The sequence below is a fragment of the Conexibacter arvalis genome (assembly GCF_014199525.1).
GTDB classification, from domain to species: Bacteria; Actinomycetota; Thermoleophilia; order Solirubrobacterales; family Solirubrobacteraceae; genus Conexibacter; species Conexibacter arvalis.
Genome location: NZ_JACHNU010000007.1, coordinates 219,765 through 239,616 on the forward strand (window position 1 = coordinate 219,765; position 19,852 = coordinate 239,616).

A 19,852-nucleotide genomic window follows, 5' to 3' on the forward strand; every position below is an offset into this window, starting at 1 on the left:
GAGCCGGCGCTCCAGGTTCACCGCGACGGCTGACAGACGGATCTGCCCCGCAAGCCGCGGGCGCTCGCGAGCTTCTTCCCCTCGAGCTCCGAGCGCCCGCGCCGCACGCGGCCGCAAGCGGCCGCTCCCTCTCGTCAGGGTGTCCTCTCGTCGGTCTCGATGCGCTCCTTGCGGACCTCCTCGGAGATCTCGCGTTCCTCCGTCACGCTCTCGGTTTGGAGGCGGACGCGCTCCTTCGGGACGGCCCGCTTCTCGACGACCGGCTCCTCCGCGTGCAGCACGACCTCGTGCTCCTCCTCGGAGATCTCCGGTCCGGCCATCGCGCGATCGACGTTCTCCTCGGTGATCGGCTCGCGTTCGATGCGCACCTCCTCGTGCCGCACCGGCACCGTCGTCTGCACGTGCTCGGTCACGACGACCTTGCGCAGGCGCACGCGCCCACGCTCGACGGGCCGCGTGCCGACGCGCAGCTCCTCCTCCGATCGCGTCATCGCGTCGTCGGTCGTCGGGCCGGAGACGTCGTGTCCGACCGCGCCGGCCGGACGCTCGGGGGCCGGCTCCCCGCCGACGGCGGTCGTCGTGCCTGCGGTGGTGTACGGGATCTCGTAGTGGGTGAACAGCCGCTGCTCCTCGGCCTCGGTCAGCTCCGTGTCGGGGTCGATGTGCGGCGCATCCTTCAGCTTCGCCTTCTCGATCGGAAGGCGAAGATCCTCGCCGGCGGGCTGGGCGCCGTGCAGCGGCACGAACGTCCTCTTCAGCCCGAACAGGCCGGAGTGGACGAGCGCCCACTCCGGACGTCCGCTCGAGAGGTCTCGGTACAGCGCCTCGACCTTGCCGATCTTCTCGCCGTCGCGATCGATCAGGGTGCGGTTCTCGAAGCCATAGGCGTGTGTGGGCTCAGTCATGTTCTCTCCTGTGTGGAAGTGGGACGGATGTCCGACCGGCCGTCGTGTTCCGCCCCAGCTACCCGCCCGATCGCCCCCGATTCACGGATAAGCGGTGCAAATGCGCCAAGTCATGGGACAAAGCCGGGTGCCGTGTGGCTCGCGCTGTCCCACCCGGGTAGCGAAGGGGCATGCGCGATTCGCCGCCACGTGACGAGGCATCGGCGCAGACGCTGGAGGGATCGTCCGCGTCGACGCGTGCTCGTGCCGACGCGATCGCCAGCCGCGAGCGGATCCTCGACGCGGCCGCGGTGCTGTTCGCGGACCGTCGGGCGAGCATGACGCAGGTAGCCGCGTCGGCCAGCGTCGGTCGATCGACGCTCTACCGGCACTTCCCCGGGCGGGAGGCGCTCGCCGCGGCGCTCGCCGAGCGCCGGGCGCAGGTCGCCGACGACGAACCGGAGCCGCGCCCGAAGGGCCGCGCCGGGCGCCTGGCGCAGCGGCCGCCGCGCCGGCTCGGACGCCTGGCGGCGCTGCCGCTGGAGGTCACGCACGTCCTCGACGAGGTGCCGCCGCACCTGATCGCCGACCAGCTCGTCGCCGAGGCGCGGCGCGCCGCGGGATCCGCGGTGGCGCTGTACGTCGTCGACATCGACGGGTCAGCGCTCGTCCGGCTCGCCGGCAGCGACGACTTCCCCGCGCGGCTCCACGCGCCACCCGCGCTCGGGCCGGAGATCGTGCCGGAGGGGCTGGCGTCGTTCGAGGCCCGCCTTGCGCGCGAGCTGCCGCGCTGCACGGTCGCGCCGCTGTGGTTGCGCGGCCGCGTGCTCGGGCTGCTGCTGTGCGTCGGCACGCCGCTGATGCCGCTCGACGACATCGCCAAGCAGGGCGCCGCGGCGCTCGAGCTGGCCGACGGCTACACCGATCTGATCGAGGCCGCGCGCCGCCGCAAGCCGACGACGGCGGCCGCCGAGGTTCAGCATCACCTCCTGCCGCCGCGGATCGCGCGCGTCACCGGCGCGCAGATCGCGGGCGGGCTGCTGCCGACCTACGAGGTCGGCGGCGACTGGTTCGACCTCGTCGAGAACCTCGACGGCGCGTGGCTCGCGATCGCCGAGGCTCCGGGCAGCGGCCCGACCGCCGCCGGCTTCAGCGCCGCGGTGCTCGGCGCGCTGCGCGCGGCGCGCCGCATCGGCCGCGATCTCGTCGGCGCGGTCAGGACGATGGACGAGGTCGTGCGCCAGCTCGGCAACCCCGCCTTCGAGGTCACGGCGGTCGTCGCCCGCTGGCACGCTCCGAGCTCGACGCTGGAGTCGATCAGATGCGGTCGTCTGGCGGCGTGGGTCGTGGCGGCCGACGGTCGCATCTCAGAGCTCGAGGCGCCGGAGCATCCGCCGCTCGGCAGCGGATCCGCCGCCCCGCCGTTCGAGGCGAGCCGGCGACGCATGGACCGCGGCGAACGGCTCGTGCTGACCACGGACGGCGTCACGGGCCGAGCGGCCGCGGGCGGCAGAACGCTCGGCACGAAGGGCCTGCGGGACGCGATCGCCGCCGCGGACGCTCCCACTGCCGCTGGCACGGCGATGGCGATCCAGCGAGCCGTCGCGACGAGCTCCGACGAGCCGATGGAGGCCGACGCCACGTTCGTCGTGCTCGCCGTCGACTAGAGCGGCACGTTCGCAGAAGCGCCCGTCTCGGCCGTCTCGCCCGGCTCGACCACCGGCAGCTCCTCGACCCGCCCGGCCGGCATCCGCGTCACGGCCAGCAGGAACGCGAGCGCCATCAGCGCCGCCATCAGGTAGACGACCGTCCGCGTCGACTCCGCGACGTCGACCTGGACCGCCGAGTAGATCGCTCTCGCGGCCTCGCCGGCAGCGGTCCCGGCGCCGCCGAGCGCCTCGCCGCCGCCGGAGCCGGCGCCCGAGGTCGAGGTCATCGCATGCGCGATCCGGTCGGCCTGGTCGGCCGGCAGTCCTCTCGACGTCAGCGTCTCGTCGACGCGGCGGACGTTCTCGGTCACCAGCAGCGAGCCGAGCACGGCGAGGCCGAGGCTGGCGCCGAAGTTGCGGACCGTCTGCGTGATCCCGGTCACCTCGCCGTAGCTGGCGCGCGGCGCGCGGTTGACGGCGTCGGTGCTGACCGGGCCGAGCACCATCCCCATCCCCGCGCCGGCGAGCGCCAGCCAGTACCACTGGTTGCCGAAGTCGAGGTCGGGCAGCTGCGAGCCCCACAGCCAGAAGCCGACCGCCGCCATCGCGCAGCCGAGCACGACCGCCGGCCGCGCCCCTCTCGCGTCGAGGATCCGGCCGCCCCACTGCGCCGCGGTCGCGAAGCCGCCGAAGAAGACGAGCAGGAACAGCCCGGCCTCGCTGGCCGAGTAGCCGAGCGACGCCTGCGCGTAGACGCTCGCGAAGAAGAACAGCGGCACGAACGCCGCCGATATGAGGAACAGCACCGCGTTGTCGGCGGCGAAGGCGCGCTGGGCGAAGATCCGCACGTCGATCAGCGGGTCGCTCGTGCGCAGCTGGTCGACGACGAACCACGCCAGCAGCGCCAGGCCGGCGACGATGCAGGCCCACGTGCGGAGGTCGTCCCAGCCCCAGACGCCGGCCTGCTGGAGGCCGAGCACCGCAAGGCCCATGCCGGCCGAGACGATCACCGCGCCGCGCCAGTCGATCGGCACGACGCGCTTGGCCTCCGGCGGGTTCGCCCGCAGCGTCAGCACGATCGCGACGATCGCGACCGGGATGTTGATCCAGAAGATCGCCCGCCACGTCCACTCGGTCAGGTAGCCGCCGGCGAGCGGGCCGACCGCGGTCAGGCCGCCGGAGGCGGCGAAGAAGATCGCCAGCGCCTTGCCGCGCTCGCGCAGCGGGTAGGCGGAGACGACGATCGCCAGCGCGGCCGGGAACAGCAGCGCCGCCGAGGCGCCCTGGAGGACGCGGAAGACGATCATCCACGCCTCGCCGATCGAGCCGGTCGGGGTCGCGCCGCACAGCGCCGAGAAGAGGGCGAAGCCGGCGACACCGGCGATCACCATCCGCCGGTGGCCGAGCACGTCGGCGAGCTTGCCGCCCAGCGCGAACAGCGCCGACAGCGCCAGCAGGTAGCCGTTGATGATCCACTGCGCCCCGGTCGAGGTGACGCCGAGGTCTCGCTGCAGCTCGGGCACGGCCAACGCGACGATCGTCTGGTCGATGAACATCATCGCGACGGCGAAGATCATCGCGACCAGCACCAGCTTGCGGTTCTCCATGGCCCCTCCGTTCGACGACGAACGCACCGAGATCATGACCGATGCGCGGCGGTCGCGGGGATGAATGTCGATCGAGCGGCGCTCCTGCGCGCACGCTCGGCCGGCTCCCAGGCTCCTCCCAGGAAGCGGAGCCAGCATCGACGACCATGCGACCGAACCCAGCGAAGCTCGAACAGGCCGCCGCCGGCGCCGCTCCGGCCGGAGCGCTCCGGGCGGGCGCGGACGCCCGCGAGCGGCGGCGCGCCCGCGGCCGAATCGGCGCCCGGATGCGCGCGCTCGGAGAACGCCCCGAGCTGCTCGTCCTGCTCGCGATCGCGGGCCTGCTCTACCTGTGGGCGCTCAGCCGCAACGGCTGGGCGAACACCTACTACAGCGCCGCCGTCCGCTCGATGTCGGAGAGCTGGCACGGCTTCCTCTACGGCTCGTTCGACGCCGGCGGGCTGATGACCGTCGACAAGCCGCCGCTGGCCCTGTGGGTGCAGGCGCTGTCGGTGCGCGTCTTCGGCTTCTCGTCGCTCCCGATCCTCGTGCCCCAGGCGCTGATGGGGACGGCGAGCGTCGGGCTGACCTACGACTTCGTGCGGCGGGCGTTCGGCCGCGTCGCCGGCTGCGCCGCCGGCGTCGCGCTCGTGCTCACGCCGGTCACCGTCGCGATCTCACGCCACAACAACCCCGACGCACTGCTCGTGCTCTGCTCGGTCGCGGCGATCTGGTTCCTCGTGCGCGGCCTGGAGGACGGCCGCACGAAGTGGATCGTCCTGTCAGGCGTGATGATCGGCCTCGGCTTCGAGGCGAAGATGGGCGCGGCGCTGCTGGTCGTGCCGGGGATCGCGCTCGCGTGGCTGTGGGCCGCGCCGCGCGGCCGCGGCCTGCTCGATGCGACGCGGCAGCTGCTGACCGCCGGTGCCGCGATGGCGGCCGTCGGCCTCGCTTGGCCGCTGCTCGTCTGGCTGACGCCGGCCGTGGACCGCCCGTGGGTCGGGGGCACGAGCGACAACTCGATCTGGTCGCTGATTCTCGACTACAACGGGATCGGCCGCCTCGACGGCCAGCTCGGGGGGCCGGGTGGCGGTGGCGGTGGCGGCGGGCCGGGCGGCGTCTTCGGCGGCGAGAGCGGACCGCTGCGCCTGCTCGGCCAGTCGCTCGGCGGCCAGGTCGGCTGGCTGCTGGGCGTCGCGCTCGCCGGCGGGATCGCGCTGCTCGTCGTGTCGCGGCTGCGCCGCGACGACCGCCGCAGCGGCTGGCTGATCGCGGTCGGCGGCGCCTTCCTCGCGAGCGCGGTCGCGTTCAGCTTCGCCCAGGGGATCTTCCACCCGTACTACGTCTCGGCGCTGGCGCCGTTCGCGGCCGCGCTTGTCGGCGCGGCGGTCGGGCTGGCGCTCGAAGGCGGGGCGCGGGGACGGGTCGTCGGCGCCGCGGCGACGGTCGCCGGCACGGCCACGACGCTGGCGGTGCTGCACGCGACCGGCGCCATGGGGTGGCTGGCGCCGGTCGTCGGCCTCGCGGCAGCGGCGGTGCTGGTCGTGCTGGCGCTGCCGGCGCCCCTCGCCAAGCTGCGGACTGCCGCGCTCGCCGCGATGCTCGGCCTGCTGCTGCTCGCGCCGGCGAGCTGGGCGGTGCAGACGCTCGACCACGCGACGAGCGGCACCTTCCCGGCCGGCGGCCCGGCCGATGCCGGCATCGGCGGCGGGCCGGGAGGACGCGGCGGCCCAGGCGGCGGCGGCCCCGGCGCCACGCGGATGGGCGGCGGGCCGGGCGGCCCGCCCGGCGTGGCGCAGCGCGGTCCGGGCGCGGCGCAGGGCGGCTTCGGCGCGCCGCCCGCCATGTCACAGCGCCGGGGCCAGGGCGGCTTCGGTAGTCCGCCGTCGACGGGACGGGGCGGTGGCGCGTTCCGGGGCGGCCCGGGCGGCGGCGGGATGTTCGGCGGCGAGCAGGCGCTCGACGAGGCGCTCGCCTACGTCGCGCAGCACGGCGGCGGGACGATCGCGGTCTCCAGCCAGCAGGGCGTGTCGGCGTCGATCATCCAGTCGGGGGCGCAGGTCGCCGGCATCGGCGGCTTCTCCGGCCGCGAGAGCGAGGTCACCGTCGAGTGGCTCGCCGACGCGGTCGAGCGCGGCAGGATCCGCTGGGTGATCGCCTCCGGCAGCGGCGGCGGGATGCCGAGCGACGGCCGCACCGGCGCGACGACCGCGATGGGCGCTGCCCAGCAGGTCGGCACGGAGACCGCCGTCGACGGCCTCTACGACCTGCAGGGCGCCGCCGACGCCCTGCGCGCGCTCGAGTAGCGGCGTCTCCCAGCCGGCGCTCAGGAACTTCCCAGCTTCCGCGGGAACACTGTGGCCATGACCGCAGCCGGCGAACCGCAGCGCCACCGCGTCCTCGTGGTCGACGACGAGCCGAACATCGTCGACGTGATCGCGATGGCGCTCAGATACCAGGGCTTCGAGGTCGCCTCGGCGGCGACCGGGACGGAGGCGCTCCAGCGGGTGCGGGCGTTCAGCCCGCACCTGATGGTGCTCGACGTGATGCTGCCCGACATGGAGGGCTTCGAGGTCGCCAGACGGCTCGGCGCCGAGCGCGCCCGCGTCCCGATCGTCTTCCTGACCGCCCGCGACGCCACCGACGACAGAGTCCGCGGCCTCACCGTCGGCGGCGACGACTACGTCACGAAGCCGTTCAGCCTCGAGGAGCTGGTCGCTCGCATCCGCACGATCCTGCGCCGCACCGGCATGGCCGAGCCGGAGTCGAGCAGGCTGACCTTCGAGGACGTCGAGCTCGACGAGGACACGCGCGAGGTCACCCGCGCCGGCGAGCAGATCGAGCTGACCGCGACCGAGTACCGGCTGCTGCGCTACCTGATGCTCAACCCGCGCCGCGTGCTGACGCGCGCGCAGCTGCTCGAGCACGTCTGGAGCTACGACTTCGGCGGCGACGCGCGCGTGCTGGAGACCTACATCAGCTACCTGCGCAAGAAGCTCGACGCCCACGGGCCGCCGCTGATCCAGACGATCCGCGGCGTCGGCTACGCCCTCCGGCTCGCACGTGCGTGATGCACACGCTGCGGGCGCGCCTGGTCGTCGGGCTGCTCGCGCTGGCCGCCGTCGGGCTGCTCGCGCTCGCCGGCATCACCTACGCCGAGCAGCGCTCGTTCCTGCTCGACCGCGTCGACCAGCAGCTGCGCGACGCCGGCCCGCAGCTCGCCCACGCGCTCGCCGAGCAGGGCGTCGGCAGGGCGCCCGGGCCCGGCGGCCCCGGCTCGCTGGGCGGTCGCGCTCCCGGCGGCGGTGCTCCGCCCGCTCCGGCGCCGACGCTGCCGCCCGGAACCTGGGGCGCCCGCCTCGACGCCGACGGGGAGCAGGTCGGCCGGCCGGTCGTCGTCGTCTACGGCGAGTCGGCCGCGACGCCGCCGCAGCCGCGGCTGCCGGCGACGCTCGAGCGCGACGCGACCTTCACGTCCGGCGCGCGCGAGGGCGACGTCGACTTCCGCGTGCGCGTGCTCGGCGACCCGGTCGGCGGCGGCTCGATCGTCGCGGCGATCCCGTTGACCGACGTCGACCAGACGCTCGACCGGCTGTTGCTCGTCGAAGGGCTGGTGATCGCCGGCGTGCTGATCGCGCTCGGCGTCGGCGCGTGGCTGCTCGTGCGCGTCGGGCTGCTGCCGCTCGACCGCATGACCCACACCGCCGGCCGGATCGCCGGCGGCGACCTCTCCCAGCGCGTCGAGGCGACCGACCCCCGCAGCGAGGCCGGCCGGCTCGGCGTCGCCTTCAACGGCATGCTCGACCGGCTCGAGGTCGCCTTCGACCAGCGCCGTCGGAGCGAGGAGCGTCTGCGCCGCTTCCTCGCCGACGCCTCGCACGAGCTGCGCACCCCGCTCGCCTCGATCCGCGGCTACGCCGAGCTGTTCCGGATCGGCGCCGCCCGCTCCCCTGAGGAGACCGAGAAGGCGATGCGGCGGATCGAGGAGGAGGCGGCGCGGATGGGTGTCCTGGTCGAGGACCTGCTCGCGCTCGCCCGCCTCGACGAGGTGCGGGAGGCCGAGCACGGGCCGGTCGACCTCGTCCCGCTCGCGCGCGACGCGGTCGACGACGCGCGCGCCGCCGCGCCTGCGCGGCGGATCGAGCTGCACGCGCCGCAAGCGGGCGGCGCGGTCGTCGACGGCAACGCCCACCAGCTCCGGCAGGTGCTCGCCAACCTGCTGCGCAACGCGCTCGTCCACACGCCCGACGGGACGCCGGTCGAGGTGACCGTCGAGCCGGCGCGCGGGGCGGGGGAACCGCCGCCCGGCGGGTCGCTGTGGGCGGACGACCCGCGGTCCGGGCCTGAGCCGGCCGAGCTCACCCCGCGCACGGTCCGCCTCAGCGTCCGCGACCACGGCCCCGGCCTGCCGACCGACGACCCCGGCGAGCTGTTCGAGCGCTTCTGGCGCGACGAGCGCGGCCGCGCGCGCGGGCAGGGCGGCGCCGGCCTCGGCCTCGCGATCGTCGCCGGCATCGTCGGCTCCCACGGCGGCACGGTGACGGCCGCCGACGCCCCCGGCGGCGGGGCGCTCTTCACGGTCGAGCTGCCGGCCTGACCGCAGCGCCGCGGAGCTTTGTCATCCAGCGGGTCGAGGAGGCCCATCGGATGACAGAGGTCCGCGCTCAGGAAGCTCTCAGGCGACTCCCGGCCTGCTCGCACGGCCGGCGTCGACGCTCGATCCATGCTCACCGCCCACCCGGCGCCCCAGGTCGAGATCGTCGTCCCCGTCCACAACGAGCAGGCGGCGCTCGAACCGTCCGTGCGGCGCCTCCACCGCTTCCTCTCGGCTGAGTTCCCGTTCAGCTGGCGGATCGTCGTCGCCGACAACGCCTCGACCGACGCGACCCCGCAGATCGCCGACCGCCTCGCCGGCGAGCTGCGCGCGGTCCGCGCGCTGCGCCTGGAGCAGAAGGGACGCGGCCGCGCGCTGCGAACCGCCTGGTCGGCCAGCGACGCGCGCGTCGTCGCCTACATGGACGTCGACCTCTCGACCGACCTGCGCGCGCTGCTGCCGCTGGTCGCGCCGCTGCTCTCCGGCCACAGCGACGTCGCGATCGGCTCGCGGCTGGCGTATGGCGCGCGCGTCGTGCGCGGCCCCAAGCGCGAGCTGATCTCGCGCGCCTACAACGCGATCCTCCACACCGTCCTGCGCGCCCGCTTCAGCGACGCCCAGTGCGGTTTCAAGGCGGTTCGCTCCGACGCGCTGCCGGGCCTGCTGCGCGACGTGAGGGACGACGGCTGGTTCTTCGACACGGAGCTGCTCGTGCTCGCGCAGCGGCGCGGCCTGAGGATCCACGAGGTGCCGGTCGACTGGGTCGACGACCCCGACTCGCGCGTCGACATCGTCGCGACGGCACTCACCGACCTGCGCGGCGTCGGCCGGCTGCTCGTCGCCAGCCCCGTCGTCCGGTTCATGTCGGTCGGCGCCGCCTCGACGGCCGCCTACGCGCTGCTGTTCCTGCTGCTGACCTCGGGGCTGGCGGTCGCCGCGGGCCTCGCCAACGGCCTCGCGCTGGCGGCGACGGCGGTCGGCAACACCGCCGCCAACCGGCGCTGGACCTTCGGCCTGCGGGGCCGCGTCGACCGGATGCGCCAGCACGCGCTCGGCGTCGTCGTGTTCGTGCTGACGCTCGCGCTGACGAGCGGCGCGCTGGCGACGCTGCACGGGATCGACGCCACGCCGGCCCGCTGGGTCGAGCTGAGCGTGCTCGTGCTCGCGAGCCTGGCGGCGACCGTGACGCGCTACGTGGCGCTCAAGAGCTGGGTGTTCGCGCGGCGCACGTGGAGCGACGACGGCGTTAGGGTCGCCTAAATCCTGTTAGCGTCCATCTGGCGCCCATGCGTCGTCGCACCGCCAGAGATCCCAGCCCGAGCCTCGCGCGCCCGCTGCGCGCGCTGCTGGGGATGCTCGCGCTGCTCGCCGCGCTGGCGCTGCCGGCGCACGCACAGGACCAGCCGGGAGGGGGGGAGCTTCCGCCAGCCGACCAGCACATCCGGATCGAATACGGGAACGGGCGCCAGCCGCAGATGATCTCGTGGTCCTCGCTGAGGGGCACCCCCGTCATCGAGCGCAACCAGGAGATGCCGGACGGAGGCAACAAGGTCATCAGCGCCCTCGGGCTCGTCGACGTCCTGCGCAAGGCGCAGATCCGCGTCGAGTCGATCAGCTCGATCGGGCTGACCAACAACAGAGGCGAGGCGATGGTGATCTCGCGCCTGCACCTGACCAGCAGGGCGTTCGCGCCGCCGGTCGTCTTCATGAGCCAGTCAGGCATGCTCGCCCTGCTGCGCCCGGGGAACAACGCGGTCGAGACCGAGATCGCGTACGCGGAGAACGGCGTCCTGACGCTCCGGATCGGCTCCGAGCCGACGCTGACCGCCCACCCCGCGACCGTCGAGGTCGGCCAGCAGGTGACGCTCACGGCGACGCTCCCGCTCGACGTCGATCCCGGATCGGTCGAGTTCGTCTGGGACTTCAACGACGACAGAGCGACCGTGCGCAACCGCGACAACGAGATGACGCGGACCTTCTCGAAGGCCGGCACCTACAACGTGATCGTCAACTACCTCGTCGACGGCGAGCCGTACGGCGAAGACGCCTTCGTCGCGCCGAGCACCAGCGTCACCGTCCTGGGCAAGAGAAGACCGAGCCGCGACAGATCGGCGAGAAACGCCAGCAAGAGAGGCGGCAGAGACAGAGCGGGCGGCGGCGCCGGCGACGGCGACGACGACCTGCTCTCCGAGGAGGGCTCCGGCATCGGCACCGACGGCGGTGACGGCACCGGCGGGGCCGGCGGCGCGACGACCGGCGGCTGGAGCCCGCCGGCGACCCCCGCGACGCCTCCGCCGCCGGCGCCGAGAGCCGAGCGCAGATCGCCGCCGAGAAGAGCGCCCGCGCCCGAGCCGGTCGGCGAGACGGTCGACGGCTACCTGCTCGCCGCCGCGAACGTCCCGCTGCCGACCGGCGGCGCCGTCAGAGCGGCCGCGGCGACCCCGGACCTGCTCGACGACGACCGCGACGGCCCGCTCGAGATCCCGGCGCTCGTCTGGGTCCTCGTCGGCGTCCTCGGCCTCGGCCTGCTTGGATGGACGCTCGAATCGCGCACGACGCTCCCGTACTTCAAGCCATGACGATCGAGAACATCCTCTTCGAGATCTCCGACGCGCTCCGCTACCCGGTGCTGCTCATGTCGGTGATCGCGCTGGTGCTGGCGATCGCGGAGGCCGGCGCGCTGCTGGCCGAGGCCCGCCGCCGCCGCGTCCGCAGCGTCGCGCGCACCGAGCACGCCGTCGACCTCGCGCGTGATGCGCTCGCGAGCGGCGACAGGGCGACCGCCCTGCGCGCGGTCACGAGCCTCGGCTACAACGAGGCGATGAACGAGGCGCTCGCCGCGACGGTCGAGCAGCGCGACCATCCCGACGCCGCCAACCGCATCGCCAAGCGGCTCGCCGAGTACGACTACCGCTCCGTCAAGCGGCTGGAGCGGACCCGCATCCTCGTGCGGATGGGCCCGGCGCTCGGCCTGATGGGCACGCTGATCCCGCTCTCGCCGGCGCTCGCCGCGCTCGGCGACGGCGACGTGCAGCGGCTGACCGACGACCTGCGCGTCGCATTCAGCGTCACGGTCGCCGGCCTGCTCGTCGGCGCGATCGCCTTCGCGGTCTCGCTCGTGCGCGACCGCATGTACGACCAGGACTACTCCGACGTCGAGTACGTCAACGCGCAGCTCGCGTCGGTCCCGTCGAGCATCCCGCCGAGCGCGCCGCCGCCGGCGCCCGCCCTCCACACGCATCCGCGCCAGAGCGTCGGGATGGAGTCGGCGGCCGAGAAGCTGAGCGCCGAGGCGCAGCCGTGAGCGGCCCGCCCGCTCCGGGCGGCCCCGGCCAGCCGACGATCCGCCCGCGAGCGCGCTCGCGCGAGGACCGCGCCGGCGATCCGCTCGACGGCCTCGTCAACCTCTTCGACCTCGGCATCGTGCTGTCGATCGCCTTCCTGCTGGCGTCGCTGTCGTCGCTCAACCTGACCGACGACGTCCTCGCCGGCAGAAGGGAGCAGGCGAGAGGGGAGCGCGCGCCGGTCGGCTCGATCCTCGTCAGAAGAAGAGACGAGGTCAGAACGATCGAGGTCAGACCGGGCGAGAGAGTGCTCGGCCAGGGCGAGGAGGTCGGCACCGTGTACAGACTCGCCGACGGCCGCACCGTGATCGTGCCGGCGAGCAGAGACGGCGCCGCGAGCGGCGCCGACGCGGGCGCGGCGACGCCCGGCGCGCCGCCCGACGCGACGACGACCCCGTAGATCCGTCGAGCTTCCCCACGCGGTTGCGCCGCTGTGGGACGATGGCGCGAAATGCGCCGAATCATGGTCCGTTCGCTGCCGCTGCTCGCCGCCCTCGTCGGCGCAGCCGCCCTCGCGCCCGCCGCCGCGCCGGCCGCGAAGACGTACAAGAGCCCCGGCTACAGAGGCACCAAGCGGATCCCCAGAACCGCCCCGCTCCCGCCGCCGAGAGCGGTCGTGCTGGCGCAGGCCGGCGAGAGACCGCAGCTGCTGGTCGACGCGGCCGGGACCGCGCACGTCGTCTGGAACGAGCGCACGCCCGGCCAGCCCGACACGCTGCGCTACTGCCGCCTCAGACGCGGCGGGAGCGGCTGTGAGGCGAGCCAGGCGCTCGTCCCGGCCCAGCCGTACGACGAGGGCAACGCGCCCGCGTTCAACAACGACGTCGGCGTCCCGCGCGTGCTCGCGCTGAACGGCCAGCTGGCGCTGCTGACCAACCGCTACCCGAACGTCGTCCCGACGCCCGACGGCCAGACCAGCGCGTCGAACACCTACCTGTTCGCCTCCGAGGACGGCGGCTCGAGCTTCGGCCCGCCCGCGCTGGTCGGCAGCGGCCAGACCTCGGGCGAGCCGGCGGTGTGGGGGCCGCCCGAGGCGCCGCGGATCGGCCTGATCTCCGACACGCAGACCGGCGGGGCGTTCTTCCAGTCGATCGCGCCCGGCCGCTACAGCGGCACGACCGGCAACCTTGGCCCCGACGGGATCGACTCGGCTGCCGCGCCGTTCGAGGGCGGGACGGTCGCCGTCGCCTTCGCGACGATCTCCAGCGTCGTCCACGTGCGGATCTGGTCGGGGCAGGGCGACCCGCAGGATCCCGGCACCTGGACCGACCAGAGCTTCCCCGGCGAGGAGCCGCGGCTGGCGAGCGGCCCGGCCGGGACCTTCCTGCTGACGCGCACCGCCGACGCCGCGCGCGAGCAGGTCGTGCGGCGCGTCACGCGCGGCGGCCTCGGCGCGCCGGCGAAGATCCCGCAGACGGCGAACAGCGCGATCGGCGACCTCGTCCAGGACGGATCCGGCCGGCTGACCGCGACCTACCGGCAGCAGGTCGGCTCCGACGAGCGGCTGCTGCTGCGGACCTCCTCCGACGGCGTCCGCTGGTCGGCGGCGCTGACGCTGCGCAGGGTGCCGATCGCGACCGGCGTCTGGGCGAGCGACGCGGGCGCCGCCGCCGACGGCGGCGGCTTCGTCGTCACGCACGAGGCGCCGGGCGGTGCGCCCGGCGCGATCGTCGCGGTCCCGTTCGGCTCCCAGCGGCCGACCGGCGCGCCCGGCCTCGGCAACCTCGCCGGCGGCGCCGGCGATCCGAGCGTCGTCGAGACCTGCCAGCGGATCTCGTTCGGGTCGGTGCGGGTGCTCGCCGACGGCGGCTGCCTGCTGAGCGCCTCCGGCAGAGCGGGCGTGAAGGTCTCCGAGGGGCCGCTGAGATTGAACGGGCTGGAGGTGATCCCGGAGGGGAGCACGCGGATCCTGCTGAACGCCCGCGCGCGGACGATCGACACGACCGGCGCGGTGCGGGTCCAGCTGCGGGCGCCGGGGATCGACCCGATCGTGCTCTTCCGCGGCGAGCTGCACCTGTCGCTGAGAGACGAGAGCGCCGCGGCCGCCGGCGGCGGCGGGCCGATCGGCGGCTGCCGCGGCCAGCGGCTGGCGAGCTTCAACGCCGGCGGCGCGCTGCTGAAGGGCTTCTCGATCGCCGGCTCGATCGACGTCTTCATGACCCCGGACGCCGTCTGCATCCCGGTCTCGCTCGGCCTGCCGAAGGCGTTCGGCGGCATCCGCGGCGACGCCGTCCTGAGAGCGGACAACCGCCGCGGCCTGCACGTCGACACGCTCCGGATCGCCGTCGAGCAGGCGTTCATCGGACCGGTGCTGCTGGAGGACCTGCTCGTCTCCTACACCGCCGGCGGCGACCAGTGGGCCGGCAGAGCGCAGCTCGGGCTGCCGCCGCAACCGGGCGGCGCGAAGCTCGCGGCCGGCGTCCGCTTCGCCGGCGGCGCCTTCAGGGAGGGCTCGCTGAGACTGACCTTCCCGCGCCCGGGCCTGCCGCTCGACCCGTTCGCCGCCTCCTACCTGTCGCACGTCTCCGGCGGCTTCGCGATCGACCCGCTGACGCTGTCGGTCGGCGCCGGCATCGGCGTCGTCCCGGCCGGGCCGCTCTACGCGGTCGAGGTCGACGGCAGACTGACGGCCGCCTTCCGCGACCCGATCACGTTCACCTTCGACGGCACCGGCAAGCTGTTCAGCTTCCCGGTCGCGAACACGCGGCTGGTCGTCCGCACCGACGGCTTCGCGAGCGCGCGCGGCGCGGTCTCGGTCGGGCTGCCCGGCGTGAGCGTCGAAGGGTCGCTGAACGCGTTCGTCGACCTCCGCTCGCGCAGCTTCGGCGGCGACGTAAAGGGCGCGGTCTGCATCGCCGGCATCTGCCCGGCCCGCGGCGAGGCGGTCCTCTCCAGCCGCGGGATCGGGGCCTGCGTGACGCAGATCGTCGACTACGGCTTCGGCTACCGCTGGGGCGCGGCGATCACCGACGTCGACCTGATGTTCGGCTCCTGCGACCTCGGCCCCTACCGCGTGAGCGCGCCGGCCGGCGCAGCGCGGGCGGGGGATGACGGGGGCGCGCGGGTGACCGCGCCGGCCGGCGCGGCGCGGGCGGGCGCGGGCGGCGGTGCGCGGGCGGCGGGCGACGCGCCTGGGCCCGGTGCGCGGGCCGCGGCCGACGGGGCCGTGACGGTCGCGCGCGGGACGGCGCTGCTGAGCGTGCGGGTCGCGGGCGAGGGCGGCGCGCCGGCGGTCGTGCTGGTGTCGCCGTCTGGCGAGCGGATCGTGCCGAGCGCCGAGGCGGTCGCGGGCCAGCCGGCCTACGCGCGGCAGGTCGCCGAACTGGCCGCGACCTTCGTCGCGGTGCGCAGACCGGCGGCCGGGACGTGGCGGATCGAGGCCGATCCGGCCGGTCCCGCGATCCGCGAGGTCGCGCGCGCCGCGGCGCTGCCGGCGCCGCGGGTGAGCGCGCGCGTCGGCGGGCGGGGGAGAGCGCGGACGCTGCGCTACCGCGCGACGCGCGGCGGCGGCCTCGCGACGACCTTCGTCGAGCGCTGGAGCGGCGGGCAGCGGACGATCGGCACGGCGAGACGGGCCGCGGGGACGATCCGCTTCGCGCCCGCGCCCGGCCCGCGCGGACGCCGCGACGTCGTCGCGCTCGTCACGCGCGACGGCCTGCCGCGGCTGGAGCGAACGGTCGCCCGCTACACGGCGCCGCCGCCGAGGCGCCTCGCGCGCGTGCGCGGCCTGCGGATCGCCCGCGGCGCGAAGGCGGCGACGGTGCGGTGGCGCGGCGTCGCCGGCGCGCGCACCTACGCGGTGCGGATCGAGGTCGCCGACGGCCGCAGACAGCTGCGCCTGCTCGGCGCGCGCGCCCGCAGCGTGCGGGTCGCCGGCGTCGGGCGCAGGGAGCGCGTGACGGTCGTCGTGACCGCCCGCGACGCCGCCGGCCGCTCCGGCGCCGCCGCACGCGTGCGGCGCTGAGGGCGGGAGCGCGCGGCCGCGGCGCGCCGGCCGGCGCGCTGCGCCAGGCCCGTTCGCTCCGACCCGTCGTCCCGTTCGCCCCGGCCGCGCCGCTCGTCACGTGCTCCGCGTAACCCTCGATCACGGCGATCGTCTGCCTGCATCGCGAGACGGGCGCTGCGCCTGCCGCGCACTGCCGCTGCCGGGCCGCCGCGTGGAGCGACGGCGGCCTGTGTGCGGTCGCTCACAGCTAGTTGCGTGCGCAAGCACTGGTGCTAATCTGAGTCAACACCACTTAGATCACACCGAAGAGAGCGATCATCCACATGGCCAATCACGAGCATTCCGGCGGCGCCCTCTGCGCCGTCTGCGGGCAGCGCCCGGGGACCGTCCCCGTGGCGTGGTCCGCACAGGGGCAGCGCGTCGATGGCGCGCTCTGCGAGACCTGCGCGCGCACGCTGCTGGCCGGCTCGGCCGGCGACACGCCGTCGCGCCCGAGTCCCTTCGGCCCCTTCCCGCCGATCGCCGGCGGCCAGTCCCCGCGCGGCCGCGGCGGCTTCCCGCAGGCCGGTCCGGCCTGGGCCCCCGGCGCTCGCCGGCCGGCCGCCGACGGCGGCGGCGCGGGCGGCAGCGACACCCCGACCCTCGACCAGTTCGGCCGCGACCTGACGGCCGACGCGCGCGCGGGCAAGATCGACGCGGTCATCGGCCGCGACGAGGAGATCGCGCAGACGATCGAGGTGCTCGCGCGCCGGCGCAAGAACAACGCCGTGCTGATCGGCGAGGCCGGCGTCGGCAAGACCGCGATCGCCGAGGGCCTGGCGCTGCGGATCGCGCAGGGCGAGGTCCCCGAGACGCTGAAGGACGTGCGCATCGTCGCCGTCGACCTCGGCGGCATGGTCGCCGGCGCCCAGTTCCGCGGCCAGTTCGAGCAGCGGCTCAAGGGCGCGCTGGAGGAGGTCGTCGCGACGGAGGGCAAGACCGTCCTCTTCATCGACGAGCTGCACACGATCGTCGGCGCCGGCGGGGCGGAGGGCGCGATGGACGCCGCCAACCTGCTGAAGCCGCTGCTCGCCCGCGGCGAGCTGCGCGTGATCGGCGCGACGACGCTGGCGGAGTTCCGCAAGATCGAGAAGGACGGCGCGCTCGCGCGGCGGTTCGCGGCGGTCCACGTCGATGAGCCGAGCGTCGCGGCGACGGTCGAGATCCTGCGCGGGCTGCGTCCCGCCTACGAGCAGCACCACAAGGTCAAGATCGCCGACGCGGCCCTCGATGCGGCGGCCCGGCTGTCGGACCGCTACGTGACCGAGTACCACCTGCCGGACAAGGCGATCGACCTCGTCGACCAGGCCTCCGCGCGCGTGCACCTGCACGGCGAGAGCTCCGACGTGGCGAAGCTGCAGCACGAGCTGGAGCACCTCGTCGCCGAGAAGCAGGCGGCGGTCGACGCCGAGTCCTACGAGGACGCGGCCGAGATCAAGGAGCGGATCGCGAAGGTCGAGCAGCAGCTCGAGGCGCTGGCGCCCGAGGACGGCTCCGACGACGCCCCCGTCACGGGGCAGGCCGTCACGGAGACCGACGTCGCGGCGGTCGTCGCCGCGCGGACCGGGATCCCGGTCGGCGAGCTGGTCGCCGGCGAGCTGGAGAAGCTCCAGGAGCTGGAGGACGACCTGCACGCCCGCGTGATCGGCCAGGACCGCGCCGTCGAGACGGTCGCCGACACGATCCGGCGCGCCCGCGTCGGGCTGTCGGAGGGCGACCGCCCGCTCGGCACCTTCCTGTTCCTCGGCCCGACCGGCGTCGGCAAGACCGAGCTGGTGAAGGCGCTGGCCGAGCGGCTGTTCGGCACCGAGAAGTCGCTGGTCCGGATCGACATGTCCGAGTTCCGCGAGCCGCACACGGTGGCGCGGCTGATCGGGTCGCCGCCCGGCTACGTCGGCTACGGCGACGGCGGCCAGCTGACCGAGCCGGTGCGCCGGCGTCCCTACAGCGTCGTGCTGCTCGACGAGATCGAGAAGGCCCACCCCGAGGTCTGGAACGTCCTGCTCCAGGTGATGGACGACGGGCGCCTGACCGACGGCGAGGGCCGCACGGTCGACTTCGCCAACACGGTGCTCGTGATGACGTCGAACCTCGGCGCGCCCCAGGCGAAGAAGCGCGGCCTCGGCTTCGCCGCCGCCGGCGACGGCGCCGACGAGCCCGAGCAGGCGGCCGAGCAGATGATCGCCGCCGCCAAGCGGGCCTTCCTGCCGGAGTTCGTCAACCGGATCGACGAGTTGGTCGTCTTCGATGCGCTCAGCGCCGAGCAGATCGAGCGGATCGGCGAGCTGATCGTCGGCCGCGTCGAGGTCCGGATCGACGACGAGCGCGGCATCGACCTGGAGGTCGAGCCGGAGCTGATCGCGCGCCTCTCGCGCGAGGGCTTCGACCCGCAGTACGGCGCCCGTCCGCTCCAGCGCCACGTGCGCCGCACGCTGGAGAAGGAGCTGACGAAGGCGATCGTCGAGGGCCGGCTGCACGACGGCGACAAGGTCCGCGCCAGCGACGCCGACGGCGAGATCGCGCTGACGATCGAGCCGGCGGAGGTCGCCGAGCCGGTCGCCGCGTAGCACCCCCTGCGTCCCCGCACGTCCACCGGCCGGCCCGCCACGCGGGCCGGCCGGTCGTCGTTCGGCGACGTCTCCCGACGCCGCGTCCTCAGACCGCGTCGGCGGCGTCGCTCGCCGACGGGTGCGAGGCGTCGCGGAACTCCTCGAAGGTGCCGGTGAGGACGAAGGCGAGCTGCTCGCCGACGTCGATCGCCTGATCGCCGATCCGCTCGATCGCGCGGGCGGCGAGGATCATGTGCATCGCCCACTCGCGCGCGTCGGGGTCGTCGCCGCTCTGCCAGGCGAAGTGGAAGACGCGCCGGTTCAGCTCGTTGACGTCGCGGTCCTCCAGCAGCAGGTCGCGCGCGAGCGCGAGGTCGCGGGTCGCGAACGCCCGGCGCGCCTGCTCGACCTCGGCGGCGGCGAGCCGTCCCATCACGCCGAGCTCCTCGAGCAGGATCCGATGGACCGGCGGGTGATGGCCGTCGAGCGGGACGAGCTTGGCGACGTTGACGCACTGGTCTCCCATCCGCTCCATGATCCGCGCGACGTGGAACAGCGCCGCGGTCAGCCGCAGGTCGGCCGCCACCGGCGCCTGCAGCGCGAGCAGCGCCAGCAGCCGCTCGTGCAGCACGAGGTAGCGCGCGTCGAGCGCGTCGTCGCCCCTCACGACCGCCGTCGCGAGCGCCATGTCCTGGTGCTCGAGCGCCTCGATTGCGCGCTCCAGCTGCACGAGCGCCATGTCGAGGCCGTCGAGCGTCAGCTCCTCCAGCTCGGCGAGCTCGGTGCGGAACGCGATGCGGTGGTCGCTGCCGTTCACCGGGCCTGCCTGAAGACGGCCGCCTCGCTTGCTTCGCGTTCGCGCGCGGCGCTCTGCGCCGGCTCGGTCGGCTGCGGCGAGAAGCGGTAGCCGAGCCGGTAGTGCGTGTGGATGAACGCGTGGTCGGGCACGGCCCGCTCGAGCTTGGCGCGCAGCTTGCGGACGTAGACGTCGACGGCCCGGTCGCTGGGCGCCATCGGCTGGCCCCAGCAGCGCTCGTAGAGGTGCTCGCGCGTCAGCACCTCGTCGGGCCGGCGCATCAGCTCGACGAGCAGCTCGAACTCGCGCGGGGTGAGCGGGACGACCCCGCCGCCCGCGCGCGCCGTGTAGGCCGCGGGAACCACGTCGAGCCCTCCGGCCCGCAGCCGCTCTCTCGCGTCGCGTGAACTCACGAACGCAAGGATCGACCCGCACCGTGATCGCGAAGTTACCGAGTCGTGAACC

The 19,852-nt window shown here is 74.7% G+C and carries 14 protein-coding genes; 10 read left to right on the top strand and 4 right to left on the bottom strand.

Translation table 11 applies throughout. The features are described from left to right. Positions 1 to 134: 134 nt before the first annotated feature. Positions 135 to 905 (bottom strand): DUF2382 domain-containing protein, encoded by a 771-nt coding sequence (locus BDZ31_RS20560; RefSeq protein WP_183344644.1) that lies wholly within the window; start codon positions 903 to 905, stop codon positions 135 to 137. 170 nt (positions 906 to 1,075) lie between these two features. Here BDZ31_RS20560 and BDZ31_RS20565 point away from each other — a divergent pair, with 170 nt between their 5' ends. After that, the gene (locus BDZ31_RS20565; RefSeq protein WP_183344646.1) at positions 1,076 to 2,551 is read left to right on the top strand and encodes a SpoIIE family protein phosphatase; all 1,476 of its coding nucleotides are present in this window, start codon (positions 1,076 to 1,078) and stop codon (positions 2,549 to 2,551) included. On the opposite strand, the gene BDZ31_RS20570 is transcribed toward BDZ31_RS20565, so the two are convergent. After that, on the bottom strand, positions 2,548 to 4,140 hold the full coding sequence (locus BDZ31_RS20570) for an MFS transporter (RefSeq protein WP_183344647.1): 1,593 nt from the start codon (positions 4,138 to 4,140) through the stop codon (positions 2,548 to 2,550). The two genes, BDZ31_RS20565 and BDZ31_RS20570, sit on opposite strands and share 4 nt — an antisense overlap. A gap of 266 nt (positions 4,141 to 4,406) precedes the next feature. Here BDZ31_RS20570 and BDZ31_RS20575 point away from each other — a divergent pair, with 266 nt between their 5' ends. From BDZ31_RS20575 to BDZ31_RS20615, 9 genes are all read left to right on the top strand, one after another. Beyond that, positions 4,407 to 6,425 carry a glycosyltransferase family 39 protein gene (locus tag BDZ31_RS20575; RefSeq protein WP_183344648.1) on the top strand — a complete coding sequence of 673 codons (2,019 nt, stop codon included), beginning with the start codon at positions 4,407 to 4,409 and terminating at the stop codon, positions 6,423 to 6,425. A gap of 57 nt (positions 6,426 to 6,482) precedes the next feature. Then, positions 6,483 to 7,190, top strand: coding sequence for a response regulator transcription factor (locus BDZ31_RS20580; protein ID WP_183344649.1), 708 nt, complete (start codon positions 6,483 to 6,485; stop codon positions 7,188 to 7,190). Further along, positions 7,190 to 8,716: a sensor histidine kinase gene (locus BDZ31_RS25620; RefSeq protein WP_183344650.1), complete on the top strand. Its 1,527-nt coding sequence runs from the start codon at positions 7,190 to 7,192 to the stop codon at positions 8,714 to 8,716. Before BDZ31_RS20580 ends, BDZ31_RS25620 begins: the two co-directional genes overlap by 1 nt. A gap of 126 nt (positions 8,717 to 8,842) precedes the next feature. Beyond that, entirely contained in the window at positions 8,843 to 9,973 is a 1,131-nt protein-coding gene (locus tag BDZ31_RS20590; RefSeq protein ID WP_183344651.1) for a bifunctional glycosyltransferase family 2/GtrA family protein, read from the top strand. 26 nt (positions 9,974 to 9,999) lie between these two features. Next, positions 10,000 to 11,292 carry a PKD domain-containing protein gene (locus BDZ31_RS20595; protein ID WP_183344652.1) on the top strand — a complete coding sequence of 431 codons (1,293 nt, stop codon included), beginning with the start codon at positions 10,000 to 10,002 and terminating at the stop codon, positions 11,290 to 11,292. After that, a complete protein-coding gene (locus BDZ31_RS20600) occupies positions 11,289 to 12,017 on the top strand; it encodes a MotA/TolQ/ExbB proton channel family protein (protein WP_183344654.1) in 729 nt (242 codons plus the stop codon). Before BDZ31_RS20595 ends, BDZ31_RS20600 begins: the two co-directional genes overlap by 4 nt. Further along, entirely contained in the window at positions 12,014 to 12,457 is a 444-nt protein-coding gene (locus BDZ31_RS20605) for a DUF2149 domain-containing protein (RefSeq protein ID WP_343075648.1), read from the top strand. The genes BDZ31_RS20600 and BDZ31_RS20605 overlap by 4 nt, the downstream gene beginning before the upstream one ends. A 63-nt stretch (positions 12,458 to 12,520) precedes the next feature. Then, entirely contained in the window at positions 12,521 to 16,021 is a 3,501-nt protein-coding gene (locus BDZ31_RS20610; RefSeq protein WP_183344656.1) for a hypothetical protein, read from the top strand. A 305-nt stretch (positions 16,022 to 16,326) separates the two neighbouring features. Further along, positions 16,327 to 18,609: an ATP-dependent Clp protease ATP-binding subunit gene (locus BDZ31_RS20615; RefSeq protein WP_183344658.1), complete on the top strand. Its 2,283-nt coding sequence runs from the start codon at positions 16,327 to 16,329 to the stop codon at positions 18,607 to 18,609. Positions 18,610 to 18,697: 88 nt separating this feature from the next. Here BDZ31_RS20615 and phoU read toward each other — a convergent pair whose 3' ends face one another. Both phoU and BDZ31_RS20625 read right to left on the bottom strand, forming a co-directional pair. Then, positions 18,698 to 19,408: a phosphate signaling complex protein PhoU gene (phoU, locus tag BDZ31_RS20620; protein WP_183344660.1), complete on the bottom strand. Its 711-nt coding sequence runs from the start codon at positions 19,406 to 19,408 to the stop codon at positions 18,698 to 18,700. Continuing rightward, entirely contained in the window at positions 19,405 to 19,800 is a 396-nt protein-coding gene (locus tag BDZ31_RS20625; protein WP_183344662.1) for a winged helix-turn-helix domain-containing protein, read from the bottom strand. Before BDZ31_RS20625 ends, phoU begins: the two co-directional genes overlap by 4 nt. Between the last annotated feature and the right edge of the window lie 52 nt (positions 19,801 to 19,852).